This is a genomic window from Mycobacterium sp. 852002-53434_SCH5985345 (assembly GCF_001667155.1).
In the GTDB taxonomy this organism is placed as follows: domain Bacteria; phylum Actinomycetota; class Actinomycetes; order Mycobacteriales; family Mycobacteriaceae; genus Mycobacterium.
On record NZ_LZIE01000058.1, the window covers coordinates 1 to 22,237 of the forward strand.

Here is a 22,237-nt window from a genome sequence, read left to right on the forward strand (position 1 = left end):
GCCGAGGGGGTGTAGCGCGGTTCGGCTTCGGTCGGGACACTCACCGGCACCAGCGTCGCCGAACCGGCCAACTCGGCCACCACCTCGGCGGGCACCAGCCCCTCCACGCCGGGCACCACCCCGGGGGCCGCGCCGCCCCCGGCGACCGTGGCCGCCTCGGCCACCACATGAATCACCACCGCGCTCGCGGCCGGTGTCCCCGCGGCGCACTCCGACCCCACACACTGACACCCCAACCGATCCGCACCGGCGGCCAGCGCACCCAGCGCATCGGCCCGGCGCTGCCGTGGGGTGCGCGGATCGGCCCCACACACGCTGGCCGCCAACTCATCCAGGCGCCGATCCAGCACCTGCCCGTCGGCGCCGAACACGCTGCCGCTCAGCCACGCCATCCCCGACTCGTTGGCCTGCACATCGACAAACCGATCATCGATGGCCTTTTTGGCCCGGCGCACCGCATCGGCATCCACCACGGCCACAATGCGGTCCACCGCCGCAGCCAGTCCCGCGCGGGTCAGCGACGGGCGCCGTGAGATCAACACCGCCAGCCGCGCATCCACCCGCGCCATCACCTCGGCGTCGGTGATCAAATCGGTGCGAAACACGATCGTCTGAAACGCCCGATAGTCGATACCCCCGGCCTGAAACACCTTGCCCACCTGCGGCAGCCGCTCACGCATCGCCATCGCATACCGCAGATAGCTATGGGCCAACCCCACACTGCAGCCCAACGCCGCACCCACCTGAGCGGCCACCGCATCCCACGCATCAGCCGCCCACTCGGCCCGCTCCCCCGAATCACGGCACCGCAACACCAACAAATCCCCCACCGCCACCAACCGTGTGGCGGCCGCCCGCGCCTCCGCACGCCCCGCCCCGCGCACCCGCGCCAGCAACACCGCCGACTCCGGGGTAGACCGCGACGCCAACGCATACTCGAACATACATTCGACACTACGCCGAACGTCCGACAACTTCGGGACGCACGCGAGGCGCCCCGGAGGCAGCCGTCCACCTGGACGGTTTGCGCCGACCCAAACCGGGTACGCACCCCATGCGCTTCGGTCACGACGCGCCGTCGAGACCACCTCGGTTGAAACACACAGCTGGGCGCTTACCAGTTCTCTGGGCAGTCATCGCGAGTCTTCATCGCGCGATGACTGCCTGAGCGTGTTTCGTTTCAGAAGTGAGGTGACGCATGGGCAGGACGGCCCCAGAAGTTTTGTGCGCGCGGCTCCCATGGCCGAAATTCCGACAGTGCTTGCCTCGCAATGCCTCCCGTATGTCCGTGTCGTTCAGTGCGCGGCACCGATCGGCCTGCGCGGGCGAATCAACGAGCTAGGAAGGAAACCCAAATGTTGTTGTTAGGCAACGCAGGACGGCGCGGGGGCGAGGCCCAACAGCTCGCCGAGCGGGCACTGTACGACGTCGCGCACGGTCGCTTCGAGCGCTCGCTGTCCGGGCTGACGGCCATCGCTGCCCTCGTCACGACGGCGGAAATCTATTTCGAGCACTACAAGGCCAGCTTCGGTAACAAGTGGATGTGGAGCCCGATCGTGGTGACACCGCCGGTGGTGGTCGCCGGCATTGGCGGGGTGTTCTCGCGACGCTGGGCCAAGCTCTGGCTGCCGATCACCGCGGGCATCTACACCGCCAACGGCCTGATGGGCGAATACCTGCATGCCCGCGGCGTCGCGCGCAAGCCGGGCGGGTGGAAGAACGCGTCCTACAACGTGCCTATGGGTCCGCCGATCGCGGCGCCCGGGTTGATGTGCATGGTCGGTGGGATGGGGCTGCTGGCCTCGATCCTGCGACGCGAGCGGTTCCGGGGCTGAGCGCGATGGCCGACACCTCGCGCCCCGACCACCTGCCCAACCTGCGCGCGGATCGCAAACCGCCGCACCCGTCCTGGCTGCCCAAGCAACGCCGTGGTGTCACCCCCCAAATGATCGGCCGCTACCCGGATTACGACGTGCTGGAGACGACCGACACCTGGGACGAAGCCACCAGGAAGGTGGTGCTGGCCCGGCTGGAACCGCCCGGCCCGCTGCGGTTCTTCACCGCGGAGGAGGAACCGTGCCTGCGCGCGTTCTGCGACACGGTGCTGGCTCAGGACCGCGAGCCGCGAGTGCCCGTGCCCGAGTCCGTCGATTCCAAGCTCGCCGACGGCCGACTCGACGGCTACCAGTACGCCGACATGCCCGACGACCGCGACACGTGGCGCCTGGTGCTGCTCGGCCTCGACGAGACCGCGTCCAGCCGGTATGGGAAGGCATCGTTCGCCGACGCCGACCCCGACACCCGAGAGGCGATCATCGACCAGTTCTCGCAGGGAGCCTTGGAGGGCGGGACCTGGGAGCGCCTCAACGTCAAACGGGCGTGGTCGGTGTGCATGCGAATGACCTTGTCCGGGTTCTACTCCCACCCGTGGGCGTGGAACGAGATCGGGTTCGGCGGCCCCGCCTACCCGCGCGGGTTCATGCGCCTCGGCGGTGCCACCGGTCCCGCCGCCGCCCGCGAGCCGTTCGAGACCCCGGGCGCCACCGACGAGGACCCGGTCCGCGTAGTCCAACAGGGAGAGTTGTGATGGGCGATCGACTCCGCGGGCTCCTCAGGGGGGCGATCGGACCCAAGGACAACGAATCCCGGTTCCTGCTCGACGTACATTCGCGCGACCTGCCCGGCGAAAAGACCATGCAACGCTACGGCGACGACGACGAGGTCGACCTGGTGGTCGTCGGCGCGGGCGCCGGCGGATCCGTGCTCGCGCAACGGCTGGCCCGGGCCGGCTGGCGGGTGGTGATCCTCGAGGCGGGCCCGTTCTGGCACCCCGACGAGGACTGGGTCTCCGACGAGGCGGGTTCACACTCCCTGTACTGGACGCAGAAGCGCATCATCGGCGGCGACGACCCGATCGAGCTGGGCAAGAACAACTCCGGTCGAGGGGTCGGCGGGTCGATGGTGCACTACGCCGGCTACACCCCGCGGTTCCATCCCAGCGACTTCGACACCTACACCCTCGACGGGGTCGGGGCGGACTGGCCGATCGGCTACGAAGACATCCGCCACCACTACGAGCGGATCGAGCTCGAGTTGCCGGTGGCCGGGCAGAACTGGCCCTGGGGCTACCCGCATCGGTATTCCTTTTCCCCGCACCCGATTTCGGGTGCCGCGGCGAAACTCTGGCGGGGGGCGATGCAGCTCGGCATCGAGATGCGGGTCGGGCCCGTCGGCATCGTCAACGGCACCTTCGGTAACCGCCCGCACTGCATCTACCGCGGCTACTGCCTGCAGGGCTGCAAGGTCAACGCCAAGGCCAGCCCGTACGTGACGCACCTGCCCGACGCTCTGGCCCACGCCGTGGAGATCCGAGCCAACTGCATGGCCGTCCGCGTCGAGCTCGACGAGGCCGGCTCCGCGCGCGGGGTGGTCTACTACGACGAGGCCGGCGGCAGCGAGCGGCTGCAGCGGGCCAAGGTCGTCGCGATCGCCGGGTATTCCATCGAAACGCCGCGCCTACTGCTGAACTCGGCCAGCGAACGCTTTCCGAACGGGCTGGGCAACAACGACGACCAGGTCGGTCGTTACGTGATGGTGCAGGGCGCCACGCAGTCCGCCGGCCGGTGGTCGGAAGAGGTCCGGATGTACAAAGCCCCGCCACCGGAGGTGACCTCGGAGCAGTTCTACGAGACCGACTCCTCGCGCGGGTTCGCCCGCGGCTTCTCCATCCAAACGGTTTCGCCGCTTCCCATCGGCTGGGCCGAACACGTGCTCGCCGACGGGCATTGGGGCCGGGCGTTGCGCGAATACATGCGCGACTACAACCACTGGGCGACCATCGGCGTGCTCAACGAGCTGCTGCCGTGTCCTGACAATCGGGTCACCCTCGCCCAGGAGACGGACGCGTACGGCATCCCGGTGGCCCGGTTCGACTACACGCTGTGCGACAACGACAAGGCCAACATGGCCTACTCCACCAAAGTGATCGGCGACATCCTGCACGCCGCCGGCGCCCAGGACGTGCTCACCATCGAGCGCTTCGCCCACCTGATCGGCGGCGCCCGGATGGGGACCCGCCCGGACAACTCGGTGGTCGACTCCGATCACCGGGTGTGGGGCGTGCCGAACCTGTTTCTGGCCGACGGCTCGGTGTGCCCGACGCAGGGCTCGGCGAACCCGGCGTTGACGATCATGGCGCTCGCCTCGCGGCTCGCCGAACGGATGGCGACCGGAAAGATCGACAGCACCGCCCCGGCGAGGCGGCCATCGGAGGCGGGGGTCCGTGGCTGACCGCACGATCGACATCGAGGCGACCTTCTCGCCGCGGGTGCTGCGCGAATACGCCCTGCTCGCCGATGGTGAGCGGGGTGCCCTGATCGGACCGCAGGGCGACGTCGCGTGGATGTGTGCGCCGCGCTGGGATTCCGACGGCGTGTTCTCGAATCTCATCGGGGGCGGCGGCGTCTACGCGATCACACCGACCGACGTGCGGCACGTGTGGGGCGGCTATTACGAGCCGGGCAGCATGATCTGGCGCAATCGCTGGATCACCCGCGACGGCATCGTGGAATGCCGTGAGGCGCTGGCCTTCCCGGGCGATCCCGACCGGGTGGTGCTGCTGCGTCGTCTCATCGGCTGCCGCGGGACCGCGCGGGTGCGAGTGGTGCTGGCGCCGAGTGCGGAGTTCGGCCGGCACGGACCCGGCGACATGACCGTCGACGGCGGGGCATGGAGCGGAAAGTCGGGACGGCTGCGCTGGCGCTGGCTGGGCGGCTGCGACGTGCGATCGGTGAAGGCGGCCCGCGGCCGCGGCGAACTGCTCACTTGCGAGATCACCGTCGACGAGGGCGATCAGCACGATTTCGTGCTGGAGCTCTCCGAGCGCACTCTCCCCGACCAACCACCCGACGCCGACATCGCTTGGGACGCAACGGAAGCCGCCTGGCGTCGCAGCATTCCCGAGCTGAACTGCACCATCGCGCCCCGCGACGGGCGTCACTCCTACGCGGTGCTGCGCGGGCTGACCAGTAGCGGGGGGGGCTTGGGGGCCGCCGCCACGATGAGTCTGCCCGAGCGCGCGCACACCAACCAGAACTACGACTACCGGTACGCGTGGATCCGGGATCAGGTCTACGCCGGCATCGCCGCGGCGACCGTCGGGGCGACCGAGTTGCTCGACCGCGCGGTCGAATTCGTCGGGGCCCGGTTGCTCGAACACGGCCCCGACCTCAAGCCGGCCTACACCGTCACGGGTGACAGTGTGCCCGGCGAGGAGACGCTCGACCTGCCCGGCTACCCCGGGGGTGCCGACAAGGTGGGCAACTGGGTCAACCAGCAGTTCCAGCTCGATGTCTTCGGCGAGGCGCTGCAGCTGCTGGCCTGGGCGGGCAACGCCGACCGGCTCGACGCCGAGGGCTGGCGCGCCGCGCAGACCGCCATCGGCGCGATCGAAAAGCGCTGGCGCGACGCGGATGCGGGCATCTGGGAGATCGATGAAGAGCACTGGACGCAGTCGCGCCTGGCGTGCGTGGCCGGGCTACGCGCCATCGCGAAGGTTTCCGGCGGCGGCCACGAGGTGGCGGCCTGCGCCTCGCTGGCCGACGCGATCCTGGCCGACACCGCGGCCAGCAGCCTGCACCCGCACGGCGGCTACTGGCAACGCAGCCCGCGGCTGCCCGGGGTCGACGCGTCGCTGCTGCTGCCACCCGTGCGCGGCGCCGTGCCCGCCGACGACCCACGCACCCGGGCCACTCTGGACGCCGTCCGCACGCAGCTCAGCCACGACGGGTTCGTGTACCGGTTCCGGCACGACGAGCGCGACCTCGGCGACGCCGAGGGCGCCTTCCTGCTCTGCGGATTCATGATGGCGCTCGCCGAACATCAACTGGGACATGCCCATTGCGCGATGCGCTGGTTCGAACGCAATCGCGCCGCCTGCGGGCCCCCCGGCCTGTTCTGCGAGGAATACGACGTCCGGCAGCGCCAGCTCCGCGGCAACCTCCCCCAGGCGTTCGCGCACGCGCTGATGCTGGAATGCACGGCCACCCTCGCCGACGACGCCGTCCACCATGACTGATTCGACGCAGAAGGAGATTTTGGCGATGACACAGACAGTCGTAGTCACCGGGGCCAGCGCCGGCATCGGCCGGGCCACCGCCCAACTGTTCGGGCAGCGCGGGGCGAACGTCGCCCTGCTCGCCCGTGGGTCCGCCGGGCTGGACGGCGCGGCTCGCGACGTCGAATCCGGTGGGGGCAAGGCGCTGACCATTCCCACCGACGTCGCCGACCACGCGGCCGTCGCCGCCGCCGCCGACGAGACCGAGGCGACCTTCGGCCCGATCGACGTCTGGGTGAACGTCGCGTTCACCTCCGTGTTCGCGCCGTTCAGCGAGATCAGTGCCGAGGAGTTCAAACGCGTGACCGAGGTGTCCTACCTCGGATACGTGCACGGCACCATGGCGGCGCTGGCGAAGATGCGCCCGCGCGACCGCGGCACCATCGTGCAGGTCGGCTCCGCGCTCAGCCAGCGATCCATCCCGCTGCAATCGGCCTACTGCGGCGCCAAGCACGCCATCAACGGTTTCACCGAGTCGGTGCGCTGCGAACTGCTGCACGAGCACTCCAAGGTGCGCATCACGGTGGCCCAGATGCCCGCGGTCAACACCCCGCAGTTCTCCTGGGTGCTGTCGCGGCTGCCGCGCCATCCCCAACCCGTCCCGCCGATCTATCAGCCGGAGGTCGCCGCTCGCGGCGTCGTGTATGCCGCCGATCATCCGGAGCGCAAACAATATTGGGTCGGCGACAGCACCATGGTGACGCTGCTGGCGCAGAAGTTCGTCGCACCGCTGCTGGACCGCTACCTGGGCCGCACCGGTTATGACTCGCAGCAGACCGAGCAGCACGTCGGCCCTGGCCGCCCGCACAACTTGTGGCACCCGCTGGACGAGGAACCCGGCAGCGACCACGGCGCCCACGGCGGGTTCGACGACAAGTCCCACGCGCTGAGCCCGCAGCTGTGGGCGTCGCAGCACCCGGTCGTCAGCGGTACGAGCGCGCTCGGCGCGGCCGGACTGGGCGCGTGGCTCGCCGCACGCCGGTGGACGCGATGAGTCTCGACGCACGCATCGACGAGGTCACCGCACGGGTCTACGAAATCCCCACCGACGCACCGGAAGCCGACGGCACCCTGTCCTGGTCGTCGACCACCCTGGTGCTGGCCGAGGTTGCGGCGGGCGGCCGGCGCGGGATCGGCTACACGTACGCCGACGGCGCGTGCGGCACCCTGATCAACGGGCCGCTCGCCGGCACGATCACCGGACACAGTGCGCTCGACATCGCCGGTCGGTGGCAGGCGACGGTCCGGGCGATGCGCAACAACGGCCGGCCGGGCTTGGTGTCGTGCGCAATCTCGGCGGTCGACACCGCGCTGTGGGACCTCAAGGGCAAACTCCTGGGCCTGCCGGTATGCCGACTGCTCGGCATGGCGCACGACCGGGTGCCGATCTACGGCAGCGGCGGCTTCACCACCTATGACGAGCGCGCCACCCGCGCCCAACTCGAACGCTGGGTGGACGAGTGGAAGATCCCGCGCGTCAAGATCAAGATCGGCGAGTCGTGGGGCTCCGACGAGCGCCGCGACCTTGACCGAATCGCGCTCTCGCGCAAGGTGATCGGCCCGGACGTCGAACTGTATGTGGACGCCAACGGCGCCTATCGCCGCAAGCAGGCCATCCGGATGGCCCACGCGATGGCCGACCACGACGTCACATGGTTCGAGGAACCCGTCTCCTCCGACGACCTGGCCGGGCTGCGGGAGGTGCGCGATCAGGTCGCCCCGGACGTCACCGCCGGCGAGTACGGCTACGACCTGGCGTACTTCAACCGGATGCTCGCCGCGGACGCGGTCGACTGCCTGCAAATCGACGTCACCCGCTGCGGCGGCATCACCGACTGGCTGCGGGCCGCCGCCGTGGCCGCCGCCTACAACGTCGACGTGTCCGGTCACTGCGCCCCCAACCTGCACGCCCACGTGGCCAGCGCGATCCCGAATTTGCGGCACCTGGAGTACTTCCACGATCACCACCGCATCGAACACATGCTGTTCGACGGCGCCCTGCCACCCGACGGTGGGGCGTTGCGGCCGGACCAACAACGGCCCGGGCTGGGCCTCGAGTTCAAGCCCGCTGACGCCGAGCCCTATCGAAAAGCCTGATCCATGAATGGACCCGCCGGAAAGTGGGCATTGATATACGGAGGACATAGTTACGGATCTGAAGGGCAATGCGCGATGACCGTTGACTTTGAAGACGAGGCCGTACGGAGGCGCAATCGGGGGCCCGCCCATGATGGTTCGGCCGACTCGGCGTGTGAGGCGTTCATGTCCGATGCCGTCGACGAACACGACCTCAACGCGGTCGACCTGGTCCTGGGCCTCGGCGAGCCGCAGAGCGTCGGCCGGTTTCGATTCTTCCTGGACGGGCACCGCTGGGAGTGGTCGGACGCCGTCGCCCGGATGCATGGGTACAAGCCGGGACGGGTGCAACCGACCACCGAACTGCTGCTCAAGCACAAGCACCCCGAGGAACGCGAGCGGGTCGCCGCCGTCCTGGAACGCGTGCGGCAGGGCAGGCCGTTCAGCAGTCGCCACCGCATCATCGACACCGGCGGGCGCACGCACTGTGTCGTCGTTGCGGGCGACCGGATGCTCGACGACCACGGCACCCCGATCGGGACGTCCGGCTTCTACATCGACGTCACCGACTCGCTGCAGACCGACATCAACAACGTGCTGTCGGCGGTGGCCGACGCCCGCGCCCGCATCGAGCAGGCGAAGGGCGTGCTCATGGCCGCCTATGGCATCTCCGCGGAGCGGGCGTTCGACATCCTGGTCTGGCGATCCCAGGAGACCAACCTGAAACTGCGCGACCTCGCCAGCCGCTTCCTGGACGCGGTGGCCAGCAAGGCGTCGGCGGAGACCCAGAGCGAAGTCGACCGGGCGCTGCTGACCCTCGAATAGCCGCAGTAGGGTCGGGCCGGTGGCACACCTATTGGGCGCCGAGGCCATCCACCTCGAATACCCGACCCAGTTGGTATTCGGATCGGTCACGCTGGGCGTGAACGACGGCGCGCGCATCGGCATCGTCGGACGCAACGGGGACGGCAAATCCAGCTTGCTGCGGTTGCTGACCGGCCAGTTGCAGCCCGACTCCGGCCGCGTCACCCGCCGCAGCGGATTGCGGGTCGGCGCGCTGAGCCAGGCGGACACCCTGGAACCGCACCACACGGTGGGCTGGACGCTGGTCGGCGATGTGGCCGAACACCACTGGGCCGGTGACGCGCGGGTGCGCGACGTGGTCAGCGGCCTGGTCTCCGACATCGGCTGGGACGCCGCGATATCGACGCTGAGCGGCGGCCAGCGCAGGCGCGTCCAGCTGGCCAGGTTGCTGGTCGGCGAGTGGGACGTCATCGCGCTCGACGAACCCACCAACCACCTCGACATCGAGGGCATCGCCTGGCTCGCGGAACATCTGCGGCAGCGCTGGGCGCGCAATACCGGCGGGCTGCTGCTGGTGACGCACGACCGCTGGTTCCTCGACGAGGTCGCCACCACGACGTGGGAGGTGCACGACGGCATCGTGGAGCCGTTCGAGGGCGGTTACGCGGCCTACGTGCTGCAGCGCGTCGAGCGCGACCGGATGGCCGCCGCCACCGAAGCCAAGCGGCAGAACCTGATGCGCAAGGAGCTGGCCTGGCTGCGTCGCGGCGCGCCGGCCCGCACGTCGAAGCCCAAGTTCCGCATCGAGGCCGCCAACCAGCTGATCGCCGACGTGCCGCCGCTGCGGAACAACGTCGAACTGGCCAAGCTGGCGACCGCCCGGCTCGGCAAGGACGTCATCGACCTGCTCGACGTGTCGGTCGCGTTTGATGGCCACCCGGTGCTGCGCGACGTCGAGTGGCGGATCGCCCCCGGCGAACGCACCGGGATTGTCGGCGCCAACGGCGCCGGGAAATCGACGCTGCTCGGACTGATCGCCGGGAGCATCAAGCCGGACACCGGGCGCGTCAAGCGCGGCAAGACCGTCCAGCTCGCCGTGCTCGACCAGCAGGGTGACGCCCTGGCCGGGCTCGACGACGACCGCATCGCCGATGTGCTGGGCCGGCTGCCCGGCGGATACCAGGTCGAGGGCCGTGAGGTGACGCCCGCTCAACTGCTGGAGCGGCTCGGCTTCGGTAAGGGCCAGCTCTCGGCTCGGATCGGCGAACTCTCGGGCGGGCAGCGGCGCCGGTTGCAGCTGATGCTCACTCTGCTGTCCGAGCCCAACGTGTTGCTCCTCGACGAGCCGACCAACGACGTCGACACCGACATGCTCACCGCCATGGAAGACCTGCTCGACTCCTGGCCGGGCACGCTGATCGTCGTCTCCCACGACCGCTACCTGCTCGAGCGGATCACCGACCAGCAGTACGCCGTTCTCGACGGCCGGTTGCGGCACCTGCCCGGCGGCATCGACGAGTACCTGCGGCTGGCCGCCCACCGGACCGCCCCGCTGGCGGCCGAGCCGCCGCCCGCCGCACCGGAACAGACCATGTCGGGAGCCGAGCGGCGGGCGGCCGAGAAGGAGCTGGCCGGCGTCGACCGCCAACTGGCGCGGCTGGCCGACCGGATCGCGGACAAACACCACGAGCTGGCCGAGCACGACCAGTCGGACCACATCGGCATCGCGCGGCTCACCCGGGAGTTGCGGGCGCTGGAAGACGAGGTGGCGGCGACGGAGAGCCGCTGGCTGAATCTGTCCGAGGCGCTGGAGTGAGTTGCTAGATCCGACCGGGTCGCACCGCGCCGGCATGCCCGCCAGACGCGTATCGCTTTGCGTCAGAGAGTCCGGTGACGGTTCTCCCCGCCGTTAGATATGACGAGCCGTCCAAGGCTTGCAGCCGCGGCGAATGATCCACCGAGATAGGCCTTGGCCATATCCCGAATCGAGACGTCGGCGCGACCCGGGAGCGAGGTCAGCCAGGCGACCGCGTCATCGCGCTCGTCGCCGTCATACACCCGCACCGGGCACGGCATAAACCCGCCGATGCCGCGAGCCGGTGCGCGAATCCAATCGACGTCGCTCAGGACAGCGCAGCCATCGAGCAGCCGCACGTAACGCGACCCAAGTCGAGCGTCCGCCCATAGCGCACCGGGCGTGATGGACTCGAAGTCCGGACCGAATTGGTAGAGCAGCCGCATCCGATGTCCCGCTGCCCGCGCCCGATCGATCAGCGGCGCAAAGACCCGCTCGTAGTCGTCCGTTGTCACTCGCCCGGCCGCCTCCAGGGCTTGAACGCCAGCGGGCATGTCCGAAAGTTCTTTCAGCACAATGGCCCCTCTCAGGCATCGACGGTGAGATCAACGCGCCGTACCGGTTGCCGGAGCTGCCTCCTTAGCCCCTTAGCTAGATGACACGCTAATCTTTCTTAGTGCAACTATTGCATAGTGCAATATTAGCCCTTTCTCGGCAAACGGGAAAGGTGCGCGCATGAGAGCTGGCATCGCGCGCGCGATCACCGGGGGCCCGATCCAGTGGCGCGCCTGATTCGCACCTGGTAGCCGAACGACTCAACTCAGGTGCCGGGGCCGGCTTGAGCGCTCCGGGGGCTGAGCTTGGAGGCGTCTACTCAGCGCCAGCGCAGGAGCACGAAGTCGGAGCTGAATCCCGGGCCCATCGCGAGCATCAGCCCGGGGCTGCCGCCGGGCGGCGGCTTGGCGATGGTGTCACGCAGGATATGCAGCACCGAGGCCGACGACAGGTTTGCGATCTCGCCCAGCGAGCGCCAGGTCAGCTCGAGGGCGTCGGGCGCCAACCCGAGGCTGTTGCCGATCGCGTTGATGACCTTCGGACCGCCGGGGTGCGCCACCCAAGCGCCGACGTCTTCCGTCGTCAGCCCGTGCGCGCCCAGAAACCGGCCAACGTCGCCGGCCAGGTTGCGGTCGATGAGGGTCGTCAGCTCGGGTGACATCGCCAGGTGCAACCCGGTCGAGCTGATGTTCCAGGCCATGATGTGCAGCGATTCGGGATAGAGGCGACTGCGGGAGTCGACAATGTCGGGCCCGTTGGGGCTCAGCCCGTCGGCGCGACGGTCGCCGACGGCGACCACCGCGGCGGCCCCATCGCCGAACATGGCGGTCCCCACCAGGCCCGAGACGGTCGGCTTGACCGCGGGGAAGGTGAGCGAGCACAGCTCGACCGACACCAGGACCGCGACGCCGTCCGGCGCGCCACGCAGGTAGTCGTGCAGTTGGCCCACCCCCGCCGCGCCGGCCGCGCAGCCCAGCCCGAACAGCGGCACCCGGCGCACATCCGGGCGCAGCCCGAGCCGTCCGGCGATCCGCGCGTCGAGCGACGGCACGGCAACGCCGGTGACCGTGGTGGTGGCGATCATGTCGATGTCCTGCGGCCGCAGGCCCGCCTCGTCCAGCGCGCCCAGCAACGCCTCGCAGCCGAGTTCGACGGCGTGTTCGATGAAGACCTCGTTGGCCTCGCCGAAATCGGTCAGTGACGGGTACCGCTCCAGCGGCAGGACCAAGTGGCGGCTGTTGACCTTGGCCGCGGCGTGCAACCGCCTAACGACGTCCTCGTGCTCCTTCAATGCGGGGAATTCGACGATTTGGTCGGTGATTTCGGCCTGACTGTAACGATGCGGCGGCAACGCTCCGAACACGCCCGCGATGACGCTCATGCCCAACCCTCTTGCTTTCGTCCCAGCTCAAAAGGGACTGTCATCAATTCCCGAAGTCTAAGCCGTTCTGAGTAGCCCGGCAAAGATTCCGCGTATTCGACATGTGTTGTATTGCTTGTGGATTCCGTCATTCGGCGTCCTCGTCGTCGCCGGAGTGCAGCGCCATCGCGATCAGCGCGTCGGGGCTCAACGAGTCGATCATGTCGATGACCGGTTCGGCGACAACGCTTTCCGGTTCCCCGGCGAGCAGCAGAAGCTTGTCGAGCAATCCGGTTCTGCGAAGCTCGGCGAGCGGGATGCCGCGCAGCTTTGACCACACCTTCTCCTCGTCCGGTTCATCGTCATCGCCGCGGAACAACTGTCGCCGCAGATGATCGGCCAGCGCAGCGGGGGTGGGATAGTCGAAGATCAGGGTCCGTGACAGCGCCAGCCCGGTGGCCGTCGTCAGCCGGTTACGCAGTTCGACGCCGGTCAGCGAGTCGAACCCGAGGTCGGCGAAGGCACGATGGCGGTCGATGGCGCGGCCGTCCGGATGCCCCGACACGGCGGCCGTGTGCTCGCAGACCAGTTCGGCAAGCCGGCTGTGCTGCTCCGCGGGGCCCAGGGCGTGCAATTGTTCGGCCAGGCCCGGCGACCGGGTTGCCTTGGCGGGCAACGCATTATGCTCCCCACCGAGCCAGAATCGTTGGCGGGCAAAGCCATACGTCGGCAGGTCGACCCGGCGCGCGTGCGAGCCGACGAACACGGCCGGCCAGCTCACGCCCACTCCGGCGGCGAAGAGCCGGCCGGCCGCGTTGAGCAACGATTCGATCTCGGGGGCGTCCTTGGGCACGGTGACCACCGAGAGCGGCCGCTCGGTGGTCAGCGACTGGTCGACCGCCGCGCTCAACCCGCCGCCCGGACCCACCTCGACGAACGCCGTCACTCCCAGGGCCTCGGCGGTGCGCACGCCGTCGAGGAAACGCACCGGCCGGCGCACGTGCTCGACCCAGTACCGCGCCGACCCGTAGCCGGATCCGGCCGGCTCGCCGGAGACGTTGGACACCAAGCGGATTCGTGGCTGTCGCGGCTGGATGTCGGCCACCCGATGCGCGAATTCCTCGAGCATCGGCTCCATCAACGCCGAATGAAACGCGTGCGAGACCGCCAGCCGGTGCGTCCGCCGTCCGCTGCCCGCCAGCCGGTCGGCCACGGCGCCCACCGCGGCCCGCTCACCGGACAGGACCACCGAATTGGGGCCGTTGACCGCCGCGATGCTCACGCCGTCGTTCAGCAGCGGCGCGACCTCGGCCTCGCCGGCGCTCACCGCCACCATCGCCCCGCCGACCGGCAGTGCCGCCATCAATTCGCCGCGGACCGCCACGATGCGCGCCGCGTCATCCAGCGACAACACGTCCGCCACGCACGCCGCGGCGATCTCCCCCACCGAATGACCCAGCACCACATCGGGTGTCACGCCCCAGGACCGCCACAAGGCGGCCAGGGCGACCTCGAGCACGAACAACGCGGGCTGCGCGAACTCCGTGCCCTGCAACAGCTCGGCGTCGGCTCCCCACATCACGTCGCGCACCGGCGACGGCAGGTGGGCGTCCATCGCCGCTGCGGCCTCGTCGAAAGCCCGGGCGAAGGCCGGAAACCGTTGATGGAGTTGGCGGCCCATTCCCGGCCATTGCGAGCCTTGGCCGGGGAACACGAAGGCCGTCTGGCCCGTCGGTCCGGCCCTGCGCACCGCCACACCGGGGGCCGGTCCCCCGGCCGCCAGCCCGGCCAGGCCGCGCGCAAGCGCGTCGCGATCGTGGCCCACCAACACCGCCCGATGCTCGAACACCGAACGCGTCGTCGCCAACGACCAGCCCACGTCCGCCGCCGTCACCCCCGAGTGGACCACCCGCTCCGCCAGCCGGCTCGCCTGGTTGGCCAGGGCCTGCTCCGAGCGGGCCGACAGCACCCACGCAACTGACCCGTCACGCACCTCATCGGGCGGATCCGGTTGCGCGGGAGCCTGTTCCACGATGACGTGCGCGTTGGTGCCGCCCATGCCGAACGACGACACCCCGGCGCGGCGCGGACGGGCCGCCGCCGGCCAGCGCAGCGCGTCGACGTTGACCCGCAGGTGTTCGAGGTCGGGATTCGCTTCGGCGTAGTTGAGGCTCGGCGGCAGCACCGAATGCCGCACGGCCAGCACGGTCTTGAGCAGGCCAGCGATTCCCGCGGCGCCCCCGACGTGGCCGATGTTGGTCTTGACCGACCCCACCTGCACCGGATGCTCGCGCGCACCGAACACCTCACCCAGTGCCCGGGCCTCGACCGCGTCGCCGACCTTGGTGCCGGTGCCGTGGGCCTCGACGTAGTCGATGTCGGCGCTGCCCAGACCGGCGGCGGCAAGCGCCCGCCGGATCACGTCGGCCTCACCGGAAACAGAGGGCACCGTCTGGCCGGCGGCGCTGTGCCCGGAGTTGGTCACCGCGCTGCCACGGATGACCGCGTGAATGCGGTCGCCGTCCCGCAGGGCGTTCGGCAGCGGCTTCAGCAGCACCAGTCCCCCGCCCTCGCCGCGGACGTAGCCGTCCGCGCGGCGATCGAACGCGTAGGTGTGTCCCGACGTCGACAGTGCGCCGAATTCTCGTTCCAGCATTGCCGTTTCGTTGGCCAGGTTGAGATGAACCCCGCCGGCTATCGCCAGCGCCGACTCGCCCGCGCGCAGGCTTTCGCAGGCCAGGTGCACGGCGACCAACGAGGACGACTGACCGGAGTCGACGGTCATGCTGGCCCCCTGCAACCCGAAGGCATACGAGACCCGGTTGGCGATCATCCCGCGGCTGATGCCGGCGAACGAGTGGTGGTCGAGGTTGTCGGCGATATCGCGCAGGGTGAGGACGGCGTAATCGTCGGCCATCGCCCCGAAGTACACCGAAATCGCGGTTCCGCGCACCGTTTCGGGCACCACGAACGCGTCCTCGAAGGCTTCCCACGTCAGTTCGAGCGCCAATCGTTGCCGGGGGTCCATCGCGGACGCCTCGCGCGGCGAGAGGTTGAAGAAGTCGGCGTCGAACTCCGCGACGTCCCCGGGCAGTTGCGTCGCCTCGCGGCCCTCGCGGATGAGATCCCAGAACTCACGCGGGCTTGCCGCGCCGGGGAATCGGCAGGCGAGTCCGATGACCGCGACGTCCGTCATGCTAGGGGCCCATCTCTTCGTCGAGGATGGCGAATAGCTGGCTTTCGGTGGCGGTGGCGATGTCGTCGTCGAACGGGTCGTCGGGGTGCTGCGGGTAGGGGACTTCCGCCGGGCCGGTGAGGGTGTTCAGCAGGCTCTCCAGCCGGCTGGCGAGCTGCGCCTTGTCGCCGGGGCTCCAGTCGGACCGGCCGAGCAGTGTCTGCAATTCGCGGGCCACGTCGTTGAAACGGGCCATGCGGTCGGGCGGCTCGCCGCTTGCCCCGGTGGTCAGCTGGCCGTCGAGGTGCTCGGCCAGGGCCGCCGGGGTGGGGTAATCGAAGATGAGCGTGGGCGAAAGGGTAAGTCCGGTCGCGATTTTGAGCCGGTTGCGCAGCTCCACCGCGGTCAGCGAGTCGAAGCCGAGGTCTTGAAAGGCCTGCTCGCCGCTGACGTCCGCGGTGCTGTGGCCCAACACCGTGGCGGCGTTGGCGCAGACGAGCTCCACCAGCTCGCGCCGCCGCTGGTCGGGGGCCAGGCCTTCGAGCCGCGCCCGCAGGCCCGTCAGCGACACCATGTCGGTGGGGTCGAGGACCCGCCGCGCCCGCCGGGTGGCCAGCTGGCTCAACAGCGGCGGCAGCGCGGCGCCGGCGTGCGCCAGCGCGGCGGTATCGAGGCGGGTGGCCACGACGACGGGCGGCTCGGCCAGCAGCGCGGCGTCGAGCAGGTCGAGCGCCTGGCGCGTGGACAGCGGGACCAGCCCGGCGCGGCTCATCCGCGCCTTGTCGCGGTCGCCGAGGTTGCGGGTCATGGCCGACTCCTGTTCCCACATCCCCCAGGCGATCGACAGGCCGGGCAGCCGGTGGGCGTGGCGGTACGCCGCCAGGGCGTCGAGGAAGCTGTTGGCGGCCGCGTAGTTGCCCTGACCCGGGGCGCCCACGATCCCCGCCATCGACGAAAACATCACGAACGCCGACAGATCCAACTCCCGGGTCAGCTCGTGCAGGTGCCACGCCCCGTCGACCTTGGACCGCAGCACCGTGTCGATGCGCTGCGGCGTCAGCGACGCGATCACCGCGTCGTCGAGCACCCCGGCGGCATGGAACACGCCGCGCAGCGGGAAACGCGCCGGTATCTGTGCCAGCAGGCGCGCCACGGCGTCGCGGTCGCCGACATCGCAGCCGATCACCGACACCTCGGCCCCCGCCTCGCGCAGCTCGGCGACCAGCCCGGACAGCCCTTCGGTTCGCTCACCGCCGCGGCTGACCAACATGACGTGCGGCACGCGATAGCGTTCGACCAGGTGACGGGCCACCGCCGAGCCGGCCATGCCGGTCCCTCCGGTGATCAATGCGGTGCCGCCGGCCAGCCCGTCGGGGCCGTCGGGCATCGTGAGCACGACCTTGCCGATGTGGCGGGCCTGGCTGACGAACCGATAGGCGTCGGCGGCGCAACGCACATCGAAGGCCTTGACGGGCAATGGCTTCAGAGCCCCGGCCGCGAACAACCGCAGCAATTCCGCGGACATCTCCGCGATGCGGTCCGGGCCCGCCTCCATCAGATCGAACGCGCGGTAGGTTTGCGCGATCGCGCCCGAGTCGCGCAGGTCGGTCTTGCCCATCTCGATGAAGCGCCCGCCGCGACTCAACAACCGCAACGAGGCGTCGGTGAACTCACCGGCCAGCGAGTTGAGCACGACGTCCATACCGGCGCCGCCCGTTGCGGCGGAGAACTTTTCCTCGAAGTCCAGCGTTCGCGAGTCCGCGATGTGGTCGTCGTCAAAGCCCATGGCGCGCAGGGTGTCCCACTTGCCGCGGCTGGCCGTCGCGAAGACCTCCGCGCCCCAATGCCGGGCCAGCTGCACCGCCGCCATGCCCACCCCGCCCGTGGCGGCGTGCACCAGTACCCGCTCGCCCGCCCGCAGGCCGCCGAGGTCCGACAGCCCGTAAAACGCCGTCAGGAACACCACCGGCACGCCGGCCGCCTCGGCGAACGACCAGCCCGGCGGCACCCGGGTCACCAGCCGCCGATCGACGGCCGCCTCCGACCCCGTCAGACCCAGGATGCCCATCACCGCGTCACCGACGGCCAAATCGGTGACACCGGGGCCGATCTCGGTCACCAGTCCGGCGCCCTCGGCGCCCAGCTGCGCGAGACCCGGATACATGCCCAGGGCCACCAGCACGTCGCGGAAGTTCACCCCGGCCGCGGCCACCGCCACCCGCACCTGGCCGGCGGCCAGTTGCGCCGGCGGCCCGGATACCACCGCCAGGTCCTCCAGCGTCCCGGCGTCACCGGCGGCAAGCCGCCAGACCGACGGCGCTTCGGGCAACCGCAACACCGGGTGCGCCTTGATCGGCTTCAGCCGGGCACCGTAGGCGACGCCCTCCCGCACGATCAATTGCGTTTCACCGCAGCCGATTACGGATCCCAGTTCGACGGACCCATCGGAGTCGACCAGCACCGCCCGGCCGGGATGCTCGGCCTGCGCCGACCGCACCAGCCCCCACACCGCCGCACCGGCCAGGTCCGACACGTCCTCACCGGGCAGCGCGACCGCCCCGCGGGTCAGCACCACCAACGGTCCGGACCCGTCGCCCCGGGACTGCAACACGCCCAACGCCTCATGCGTGGCGGCGTGGACCGAGCCGACCACGCCCGGGCCGTTCGCGGGCGGCTGCCAAACCTCGGGGGCCGCGTCGCTGCCGTTGTCCGACAACGGAACCGGTGACCACACCGCCTCCAGCAGTTCGCCGCCACCGGCGCGCGCCGCGGCGGCCGCCGACAGCTGCGCGGCCGAGACAGGACGCGTCACCAGCTCGCGGACCGACAGCACGGGCAAACCCGACGAGTCGGCCACCTCGACCGACACGGCGCCCTTGCCCACCGGCGCCAGCCGCACCCGGACCCGCGACGCCCCGGCCGCGTGCAGACACACCCCTTGCCAGGAGAACGGCAGGACGGTCTCGGCCCGCTCGTCGGCGACCCCCAATGCGTGCAGGGCCGCGTCCAGCACCACCGGATGAATCCCGAAGCCGCCCACCGTCACACCGGCGTGCTGCGGGGCCTCGACCTCGGCGTAGGTCTCTTCGCCGCGGCGCCACACCTTCCGCAGGCCGCGGAAGGCCGGGCCGTACCCGTAGCCGCGCGCCGCCAAATCGTCGTAGGCGCCGGACACGTCGACGGCCGTGGCACCGACCGGCGGCCACACCGACAGATCGGCGTCCGGCTTGGGCGAGGCTTGGCTCAACACACCCTGGGCATGCAGCGTCCACTCCGGGCCGGCCTGCGAGTACACCGCGGCCGCCCGGGATCCGACCTCGCCGGCGGTGTCCACCACCACCTGCACGCGCACCGAGCCGCTGCTCGGCAGCGGCAACGGGGCCGACAGCGTCAGCTCCTCGATCACCGGGCAGCCGACCTCGTCGCCGGCCCGCAGCATCAGCTCCACGAACCCCGCGCCCGGGAACAACACCGTCCCGGTCACGGCGTGATCGGCCAGCCACGGCTGAGCCGCCGTCGACAGCCGGCCCGTGAGCACCACGCCGCCCGAATCGGGCCGCTCGACCACCGCCCCCAACAGCGCATGCTCGGCGGCGACCAAACCCAGGCTCGCGGTATCCCGGGCGCCCACCGAATCGGCGGACAGCCAAAACCTGCGCCGCTGAAAGGCGTACGTCGGCAAACCGACCCGGTGCGCGTCCAGGCCATCGAACACCGCGGTCCAGTCCACGTCGGCGCCGGAGGCGAACAGCCGCCCGGCCGCCAGCAGCAGCGACGCGACTTCGGGGCGGTCCTTGGCCATCGACACCGCCGAAACGGCCGGCTCGGCCGCCAGGCACTGTTCCACCGCGGCCGTCAACGCCGCGCCAGGCCCCACCTCCACAAACGCACCGGCGCCCAGCGATTCGGCCGACCGCACCCCGTCGACGAACCGCACCGCCCGGCGCACATGCTCGACCCAGTAGTCGGCGGACCCGTATCCGGGTCCGGCCAATTGCCCGGTCACGTTGGAAATCAAGTCGATTCGCGGCGCACCGGGCGACACCCCGGCCAGCAACGCGGAGAACTCCTCGATCATGGGCTCGATCAGCGGCGAGTGGAACGCGTGCGAGACCGCCAGTCGCCGCACCCGCCTCCCGCAGTCGGCCAGCCGATCGGCCGCGGCCGTCACGGCGGCCCGCTCGCCCGACAGCACGACCGCGTCGGGACCGTTGACCGCCGCGACGCTCACGTTGTCGTTCAGCAACGGTGCGACCTCGGCCTCGGTGGCCGTCACCGCCACCATGACCCCGCCCGCCGGCAGCGCCGCCATCAACCGTCCGCGGGCCGCAACCACCCGCGCGGCGTCTGCCAGCGACAGCACCCCGGCCACGCAGGCCGCGGCGATCTCCCCCACCGAATGGCCGATCACCACATCGGGGGTCACCCCCCAGGACTGCCACAGTGCCGCCAGGGCGACCTCGAGCACGAACAACGCCGGCTGGGCAAATTCCGTGCTCTCCAACAACTCCGGGTCGGTGCCCCACATCACGTCGCGCAGCGGCAGCCGCGCATGGGCATCCACCGCAGCCACGGCCTCGTCGAAGGCCTCGGCGAACACCGGAAAGCGCCGATACAGTTCCCGTCCCATCCCGAGCCGCTGCGACCCCTGACCGGGAAACACGAACGCGCGCTTGCCGACCGGGCGGCTGCGCCCGATCACCACGCCGGGGCCCGGTTCCCCGGACGCCACCCCGGCCAGCCCGGCCGTCAGGGTGTCGCGATCGCTGCCCACCAGCACCGCGCGGTGCTCCAGGGCCGCCCGCGTGGTGGCCAGCGACCAGCCCACGTCCACGGCACGCAGGTCCGGCTCGGCCTCGACGTGGGCCAGCAACCGCCCCGCCTGGGCGGCCAACGCGTCGGCCGACCGGGCCGACACCAGCCACGGGATCACCGCATCCTGGCGATCGCCATGCGGCGCAACATGTTCCGGCTCCGCCGGCGGCTGCTCGACGATCACGTGGGCATTGGTCCCGCTGATCCCGAACGACGACACCCCCGCGCGGCGATGCCCGTCCCGCGCCGGCCACGGCTGGGGTTCGGTCAACACCGACACCGCACCCGCCGACCAATCCACGTGCGGCGACGGCACATCCACGTGCAGCGTCTGGGGCATCACCCCGTGCCGCATCGCCTGCACCATCTTGATCACCCCGGCCACTCCGGCCGCGGCCGACGTGTGACCGATGTTGGATTTGATCGATCCCAGCCATAGCGGCCGGTCCGCGGGCCGGTCCTGCCCATAGGTCGCCAGCAGGGCCTGGGCCTCGATGGGGTCGCCCAAAACCGTTCCCGTGCCGTGGCCTTCGACCACGTCGACGTCCGCCGCGGTCAACCCGGCGTTGGCCAGTGCGGCGCGGATCACCCGCTGCTGCGACGGCCCGTTGGGCGCGGTCAGTCCGTTCGAGGCGCCGTCCTGGTTCACCGCCGAACCGCGCAGCACCGCGACCACCGGATGGCCCAGCCGCCGCGCGTCGGCCAGCCGCTCGAGCACCAGGACCCCCGCGCCCTCCGACCACGACGTCCCGTCCGCGGCGCCGGCGTACACCTTGCACCGGCCGTCCGGGGCCAGTGCCCGCTGCCGGCTGAACTCGACGAACGCGGCGGGCGTCGCCATCACCGTCACACCACCGGCCAGCGCCAGGTCGCACTCCCCGGAACGCAACGACTGCGCCGCCAAATGCATGGCCACCAACGACGACGAACACGCCGTATCCACCGACACCGCGGGGCCTTCCAGGCCCAACACGTAGGACACCCGGCCCGAGGCGACGCTCAGGGTGGAGCCGGTCAGTCCGTAACCCTCCAGCTCGCCCTTCACCTCGCCGCCGTAGCCGGCGTGGATGACACCGGCGAACACTCCAGTCGCCGAGCCGCGCAGCCCCAGCGGGTCAATACCGGCCCGCTCCAACGCTTCCCACGAGATCTCCAGCATCAGCCGCTGCTGGGGATCCATCGCCAGGGCCTCGCTGGGCCCGACCCCGAAGAATCCGGCATCGAAGTCCGCCGCGTCGCGCAGGAAGCTGCCTTGGCGGGTGTACATCTTGCCGGCCGCGTCCGGGTCCGGGTCGTACAGTCCCTCGACATCCCACCCGCGGTCCGCCGGGAAGTCCGACACCGCGTCGCGCCCCTCGTTCACCATTTCCCACATTGCCTCCGGCGAATCGACCCCACCCGCGTAGCGGCACGCCATGCCCACCACCGCGATCGGTTCGGACAGCCGGCCTTCCAGCTCCGAGACGCGTCGCCGCGCCCGCCTGAGATCCGCCGTCAGGCGCTTCAGGTAATCGACGTGCTGCGTGGTATCCGGCATCGTGG

13 protein-coding genes are annotated in these 22,237 nt (G+C 70.3%); 8 read left to right on the plus strand and 5 right to left on the minus strand.

Annotated features, from left to right (window positions below; translation table 11 throughout):
• Positions 1-944 (minus strand): DUF222 domain-containing protein (locus tag A5756_RS13640; protein WP_082960033.1); only part of this gene is annotated, 944 nt, incomplete at its 3' end.
• Between the two features lie 411 nt (positions 945-1,355).
• Here A5756_RS13640 and A5756_RS13645 point away from each other — a divergent pair.
• The 8 genes from A5756_RS13645 to A5756_RS13680 all read left to right on the plus strand — a co-directional run bounded on the left by A5756_RS13645 (position 1,356) and on the right by A5756_RS13680 (position 10,811).
• Positions 1,356-1,835 carry a hypothetical protein gene (locus A5756_RS13645; protein WP_066953071.1) on the plus strand — a complete coding sequence of 160 codons (480 nt, stop codon included), beginning with the start codon at positions 1,356-1,358 and terminating at the stop codon, positions 1,833-1,835.
• Between the two features lie 5 nt (positions 1,836-1,840).
• Positions 1,841-2,587 carry a gluconate 2-dehydrogenase subunit 3 family protein gene (locus A5756_RS13650; protein WP_066953073.1) on the plus strand — a complete coding sequence of 249 codons (747 nt, stop codon included), beginning with the start codon at positions 1,841-1,843 and terminating at the stop codon, positions 2,585-2,587.
• On the plus strand, positions 2,587-4,290 hold the full coding sequence (locus tag A5756_RS13655; RefSeq protein WP_066953075.1) for a GMC family oxidoreductase: 1,704 nt from the start codon (positions 2,587-2,589) through the stop codon (positions 4,288-4,290). The genes A5756_RS13650 and A5756_RS13655 overlap by 1 nt, the downstream gene beginning before the upstream one ends.
• Complete coding sequence (locus A5756_RS13660) at positions 4,283-6,076, plus strand: glycoside hydrolase family 15 protein (RefSeq protein ID WP_066953077.1); 1,794 nt, start codon at positions 4,283-4,285, stop codon at positions 6,074-6,076. The genes A5756_RS13655 and A5756_RS13660 overlap by 8 nt, the downstream gene beginning before the upstream one ends.
• A 25-nt stretch (positions 6,077-6,101) precedes the next feature.
• Positions 6,102-7,109 (plus strand): SDR family oxidoreductase, encoded by a 1,008-nt coding sequence (locus tag A5756_RS13665; protein ID WP_066953080.1) that lies wholly within the window; start codon positions 6,102-6,104, stop codon positions 7,107-7,109.
• A complete protein-coding gene (locus A5756_RS13670; RefSeq protein WP_066953321.1) occupies positions 7,106-8,212 on the plus strand; it encodes an enolase C-terminal domain-like protein in 1,107 nt (368 codons plus the stop codon). Before A5756_RS13665 ends, A5756_RS13670 begins: the two co-directional genes overlap by 4 nt.
• A 75-nt stretch (positions 8,213-8,287) precedes the next feature.
• The gene (locus A5756_RS13675; protein ID WP_066953082.1) at positions 8,288-9,016 is read left to right on the plus strand and encodes a PAS and ANTAR domain-containing protein; all 729 of its coding nucleotides are present in this window, start codon (positions 8,288-8,290) and stop codon (positions 9,014-9,016) included.
• Between the two features lie 19 nt (positions 9,017-9,035).
• Positions 9,036-10,811 carry an ABC-F family ATP-binding cassette domain-containing protein gene (locus tag A5756_RS13680; protein ID WP_066953084.1) on the plus strand — a complete coding sequence of 592 codons (1,776 nt, stop codon included), beginning with the start codon at positions 9,036-9,038 and terminating at the stop codon, positions 10,809-10,811.
• 62 nt (positions 10,812-10,873) lie between these two features.
• Here A5756_RS13680 and A5756_RS13685 read toward each other — a convergent pair whose 3' ends face one another.
• The 4 genes from A5756_RS13685 to A5756_RS13700 form a co-directional block, all read right to left on the minus strand.
• A complete protein-coding gene (locus A5756_RS13685; RefSeq protein ID WP_231989256.1) occupies positions 10,874-11,344 on the minus strand; it encodes an STAS/SEC14 domain-containing protein in 471 nt (156 codons plus the stop codon).
• 320 nt (positions 11,345-11,664) lie between these two features.
• Positions 11,665-12,726, minus strand: coding sequence for a type III polyketide synthase (locus tag A5756_RS13690; protein WP_066953088.1), 1,062 nt, complete (start codon positions 12,724-12,726; stop codon positions 11,665-11,667).
• A gap of 127 nt (positions 12,727-12,853) precedes the next feature.
• A complete protein-coding gene (locus A5756_RS13695) occupies positions 12,854-15,901 on the minus strand; it encodes a type I polyketide synthase (protein ID WP_066953090.1) in 3,048 nt (1,015 codons plus the stop codon).
• Between the two features lies 1 nt (position 15,902).
• Positions 15,903-22,232, minus strand: coding sequence for a type I polyketide synthase (locus A5756_RS13700; protein WP_066953092.1), 6,330 nt, complete (start codon positions 22,230-22,232; stop codon positions 15,903-15,905).
• Between the last annotated feature and the right edge of the window lie 5 nt (positions 22,233-22,237).

What these genes read in the sequence shown, in the direction of transcription:
- A5756_RS13645 (WP_066953071.1), top strand. Translation starts at nt 1,356, where the DNA reads ATGTTGTTGTTAGGCAACGCAGGACGGCGCGGGGGCGAGGCCCAACAG.
- A5756_RS13650 (WP_066953073.1), top strand. Translation starts at nt 1,841, where the DNA reads ATGGCCGACACCTCGCGCCCCGACCACCTGCCCAACCTGCGCGCGGAT.
- A5756_RS13655 (WP_066953075.1), top strand. Translation starts at nt 2,587, where the DNA reads ATGGGCGATCGACTCCGCGGGCTCCTCAGGGGGGCGATCGGACCCAAG.
- A5756_RS13665 (WP_066953080.1), top strand. Translation starts at nt 6,102, where the DNA reads ATGACACAGACAGTCGTAGTCACCGGGGCCAGCGCCGGCATCGGCCGG.
- A5756_RS13670 (WP_066953321.1), top strand. Translation starts at nt 7,106, where the DNA reads ATGAGTCTCGACGCACGCATCGACGAGGTCACCGCACGGGTCTACGAA.
- A5756_RS13675 (WP_066953082.1), top strand. Translation starts at nt 8,288, where the DNA reads ATGACCGTTGACTTTGAAGACGAGGCCGTACGGAGGCGCAATCGGGGG.
- A5756_RS13685 (WP_231989256.1), bottom strand. Translation starts at nt 11,344, where the DNA reads ATGCCCGCTGGCGTTCAAGCCCTGGAGGCGGCCGGGCGAGTGACAACG.
- A5756_RS13690 (WP_066953088.1), bottom strand. Translation starts at nt 12,726, where the DNA reads ATGAGCGTCATCGCGGGCGTGTTCGGAGCGTTGCCGCCGCATCGTTAC.
- A5756_RS13695 (WP_066953090.1), bottom strand. Translation starts at nt 15,901, where the DNA reads ATGACGGACGTCGCGGTCATCGGACTCGCCTGCCGATTCCCCGGCGCG.
- A5756_RS13700 (WP_066953092.1), bottom strand. Translation starts at nt 22,232, where the DNA reads ATGCCGGATACCACGCAGCACGTCGATTACCTGAAGCGCCTGACGGCG.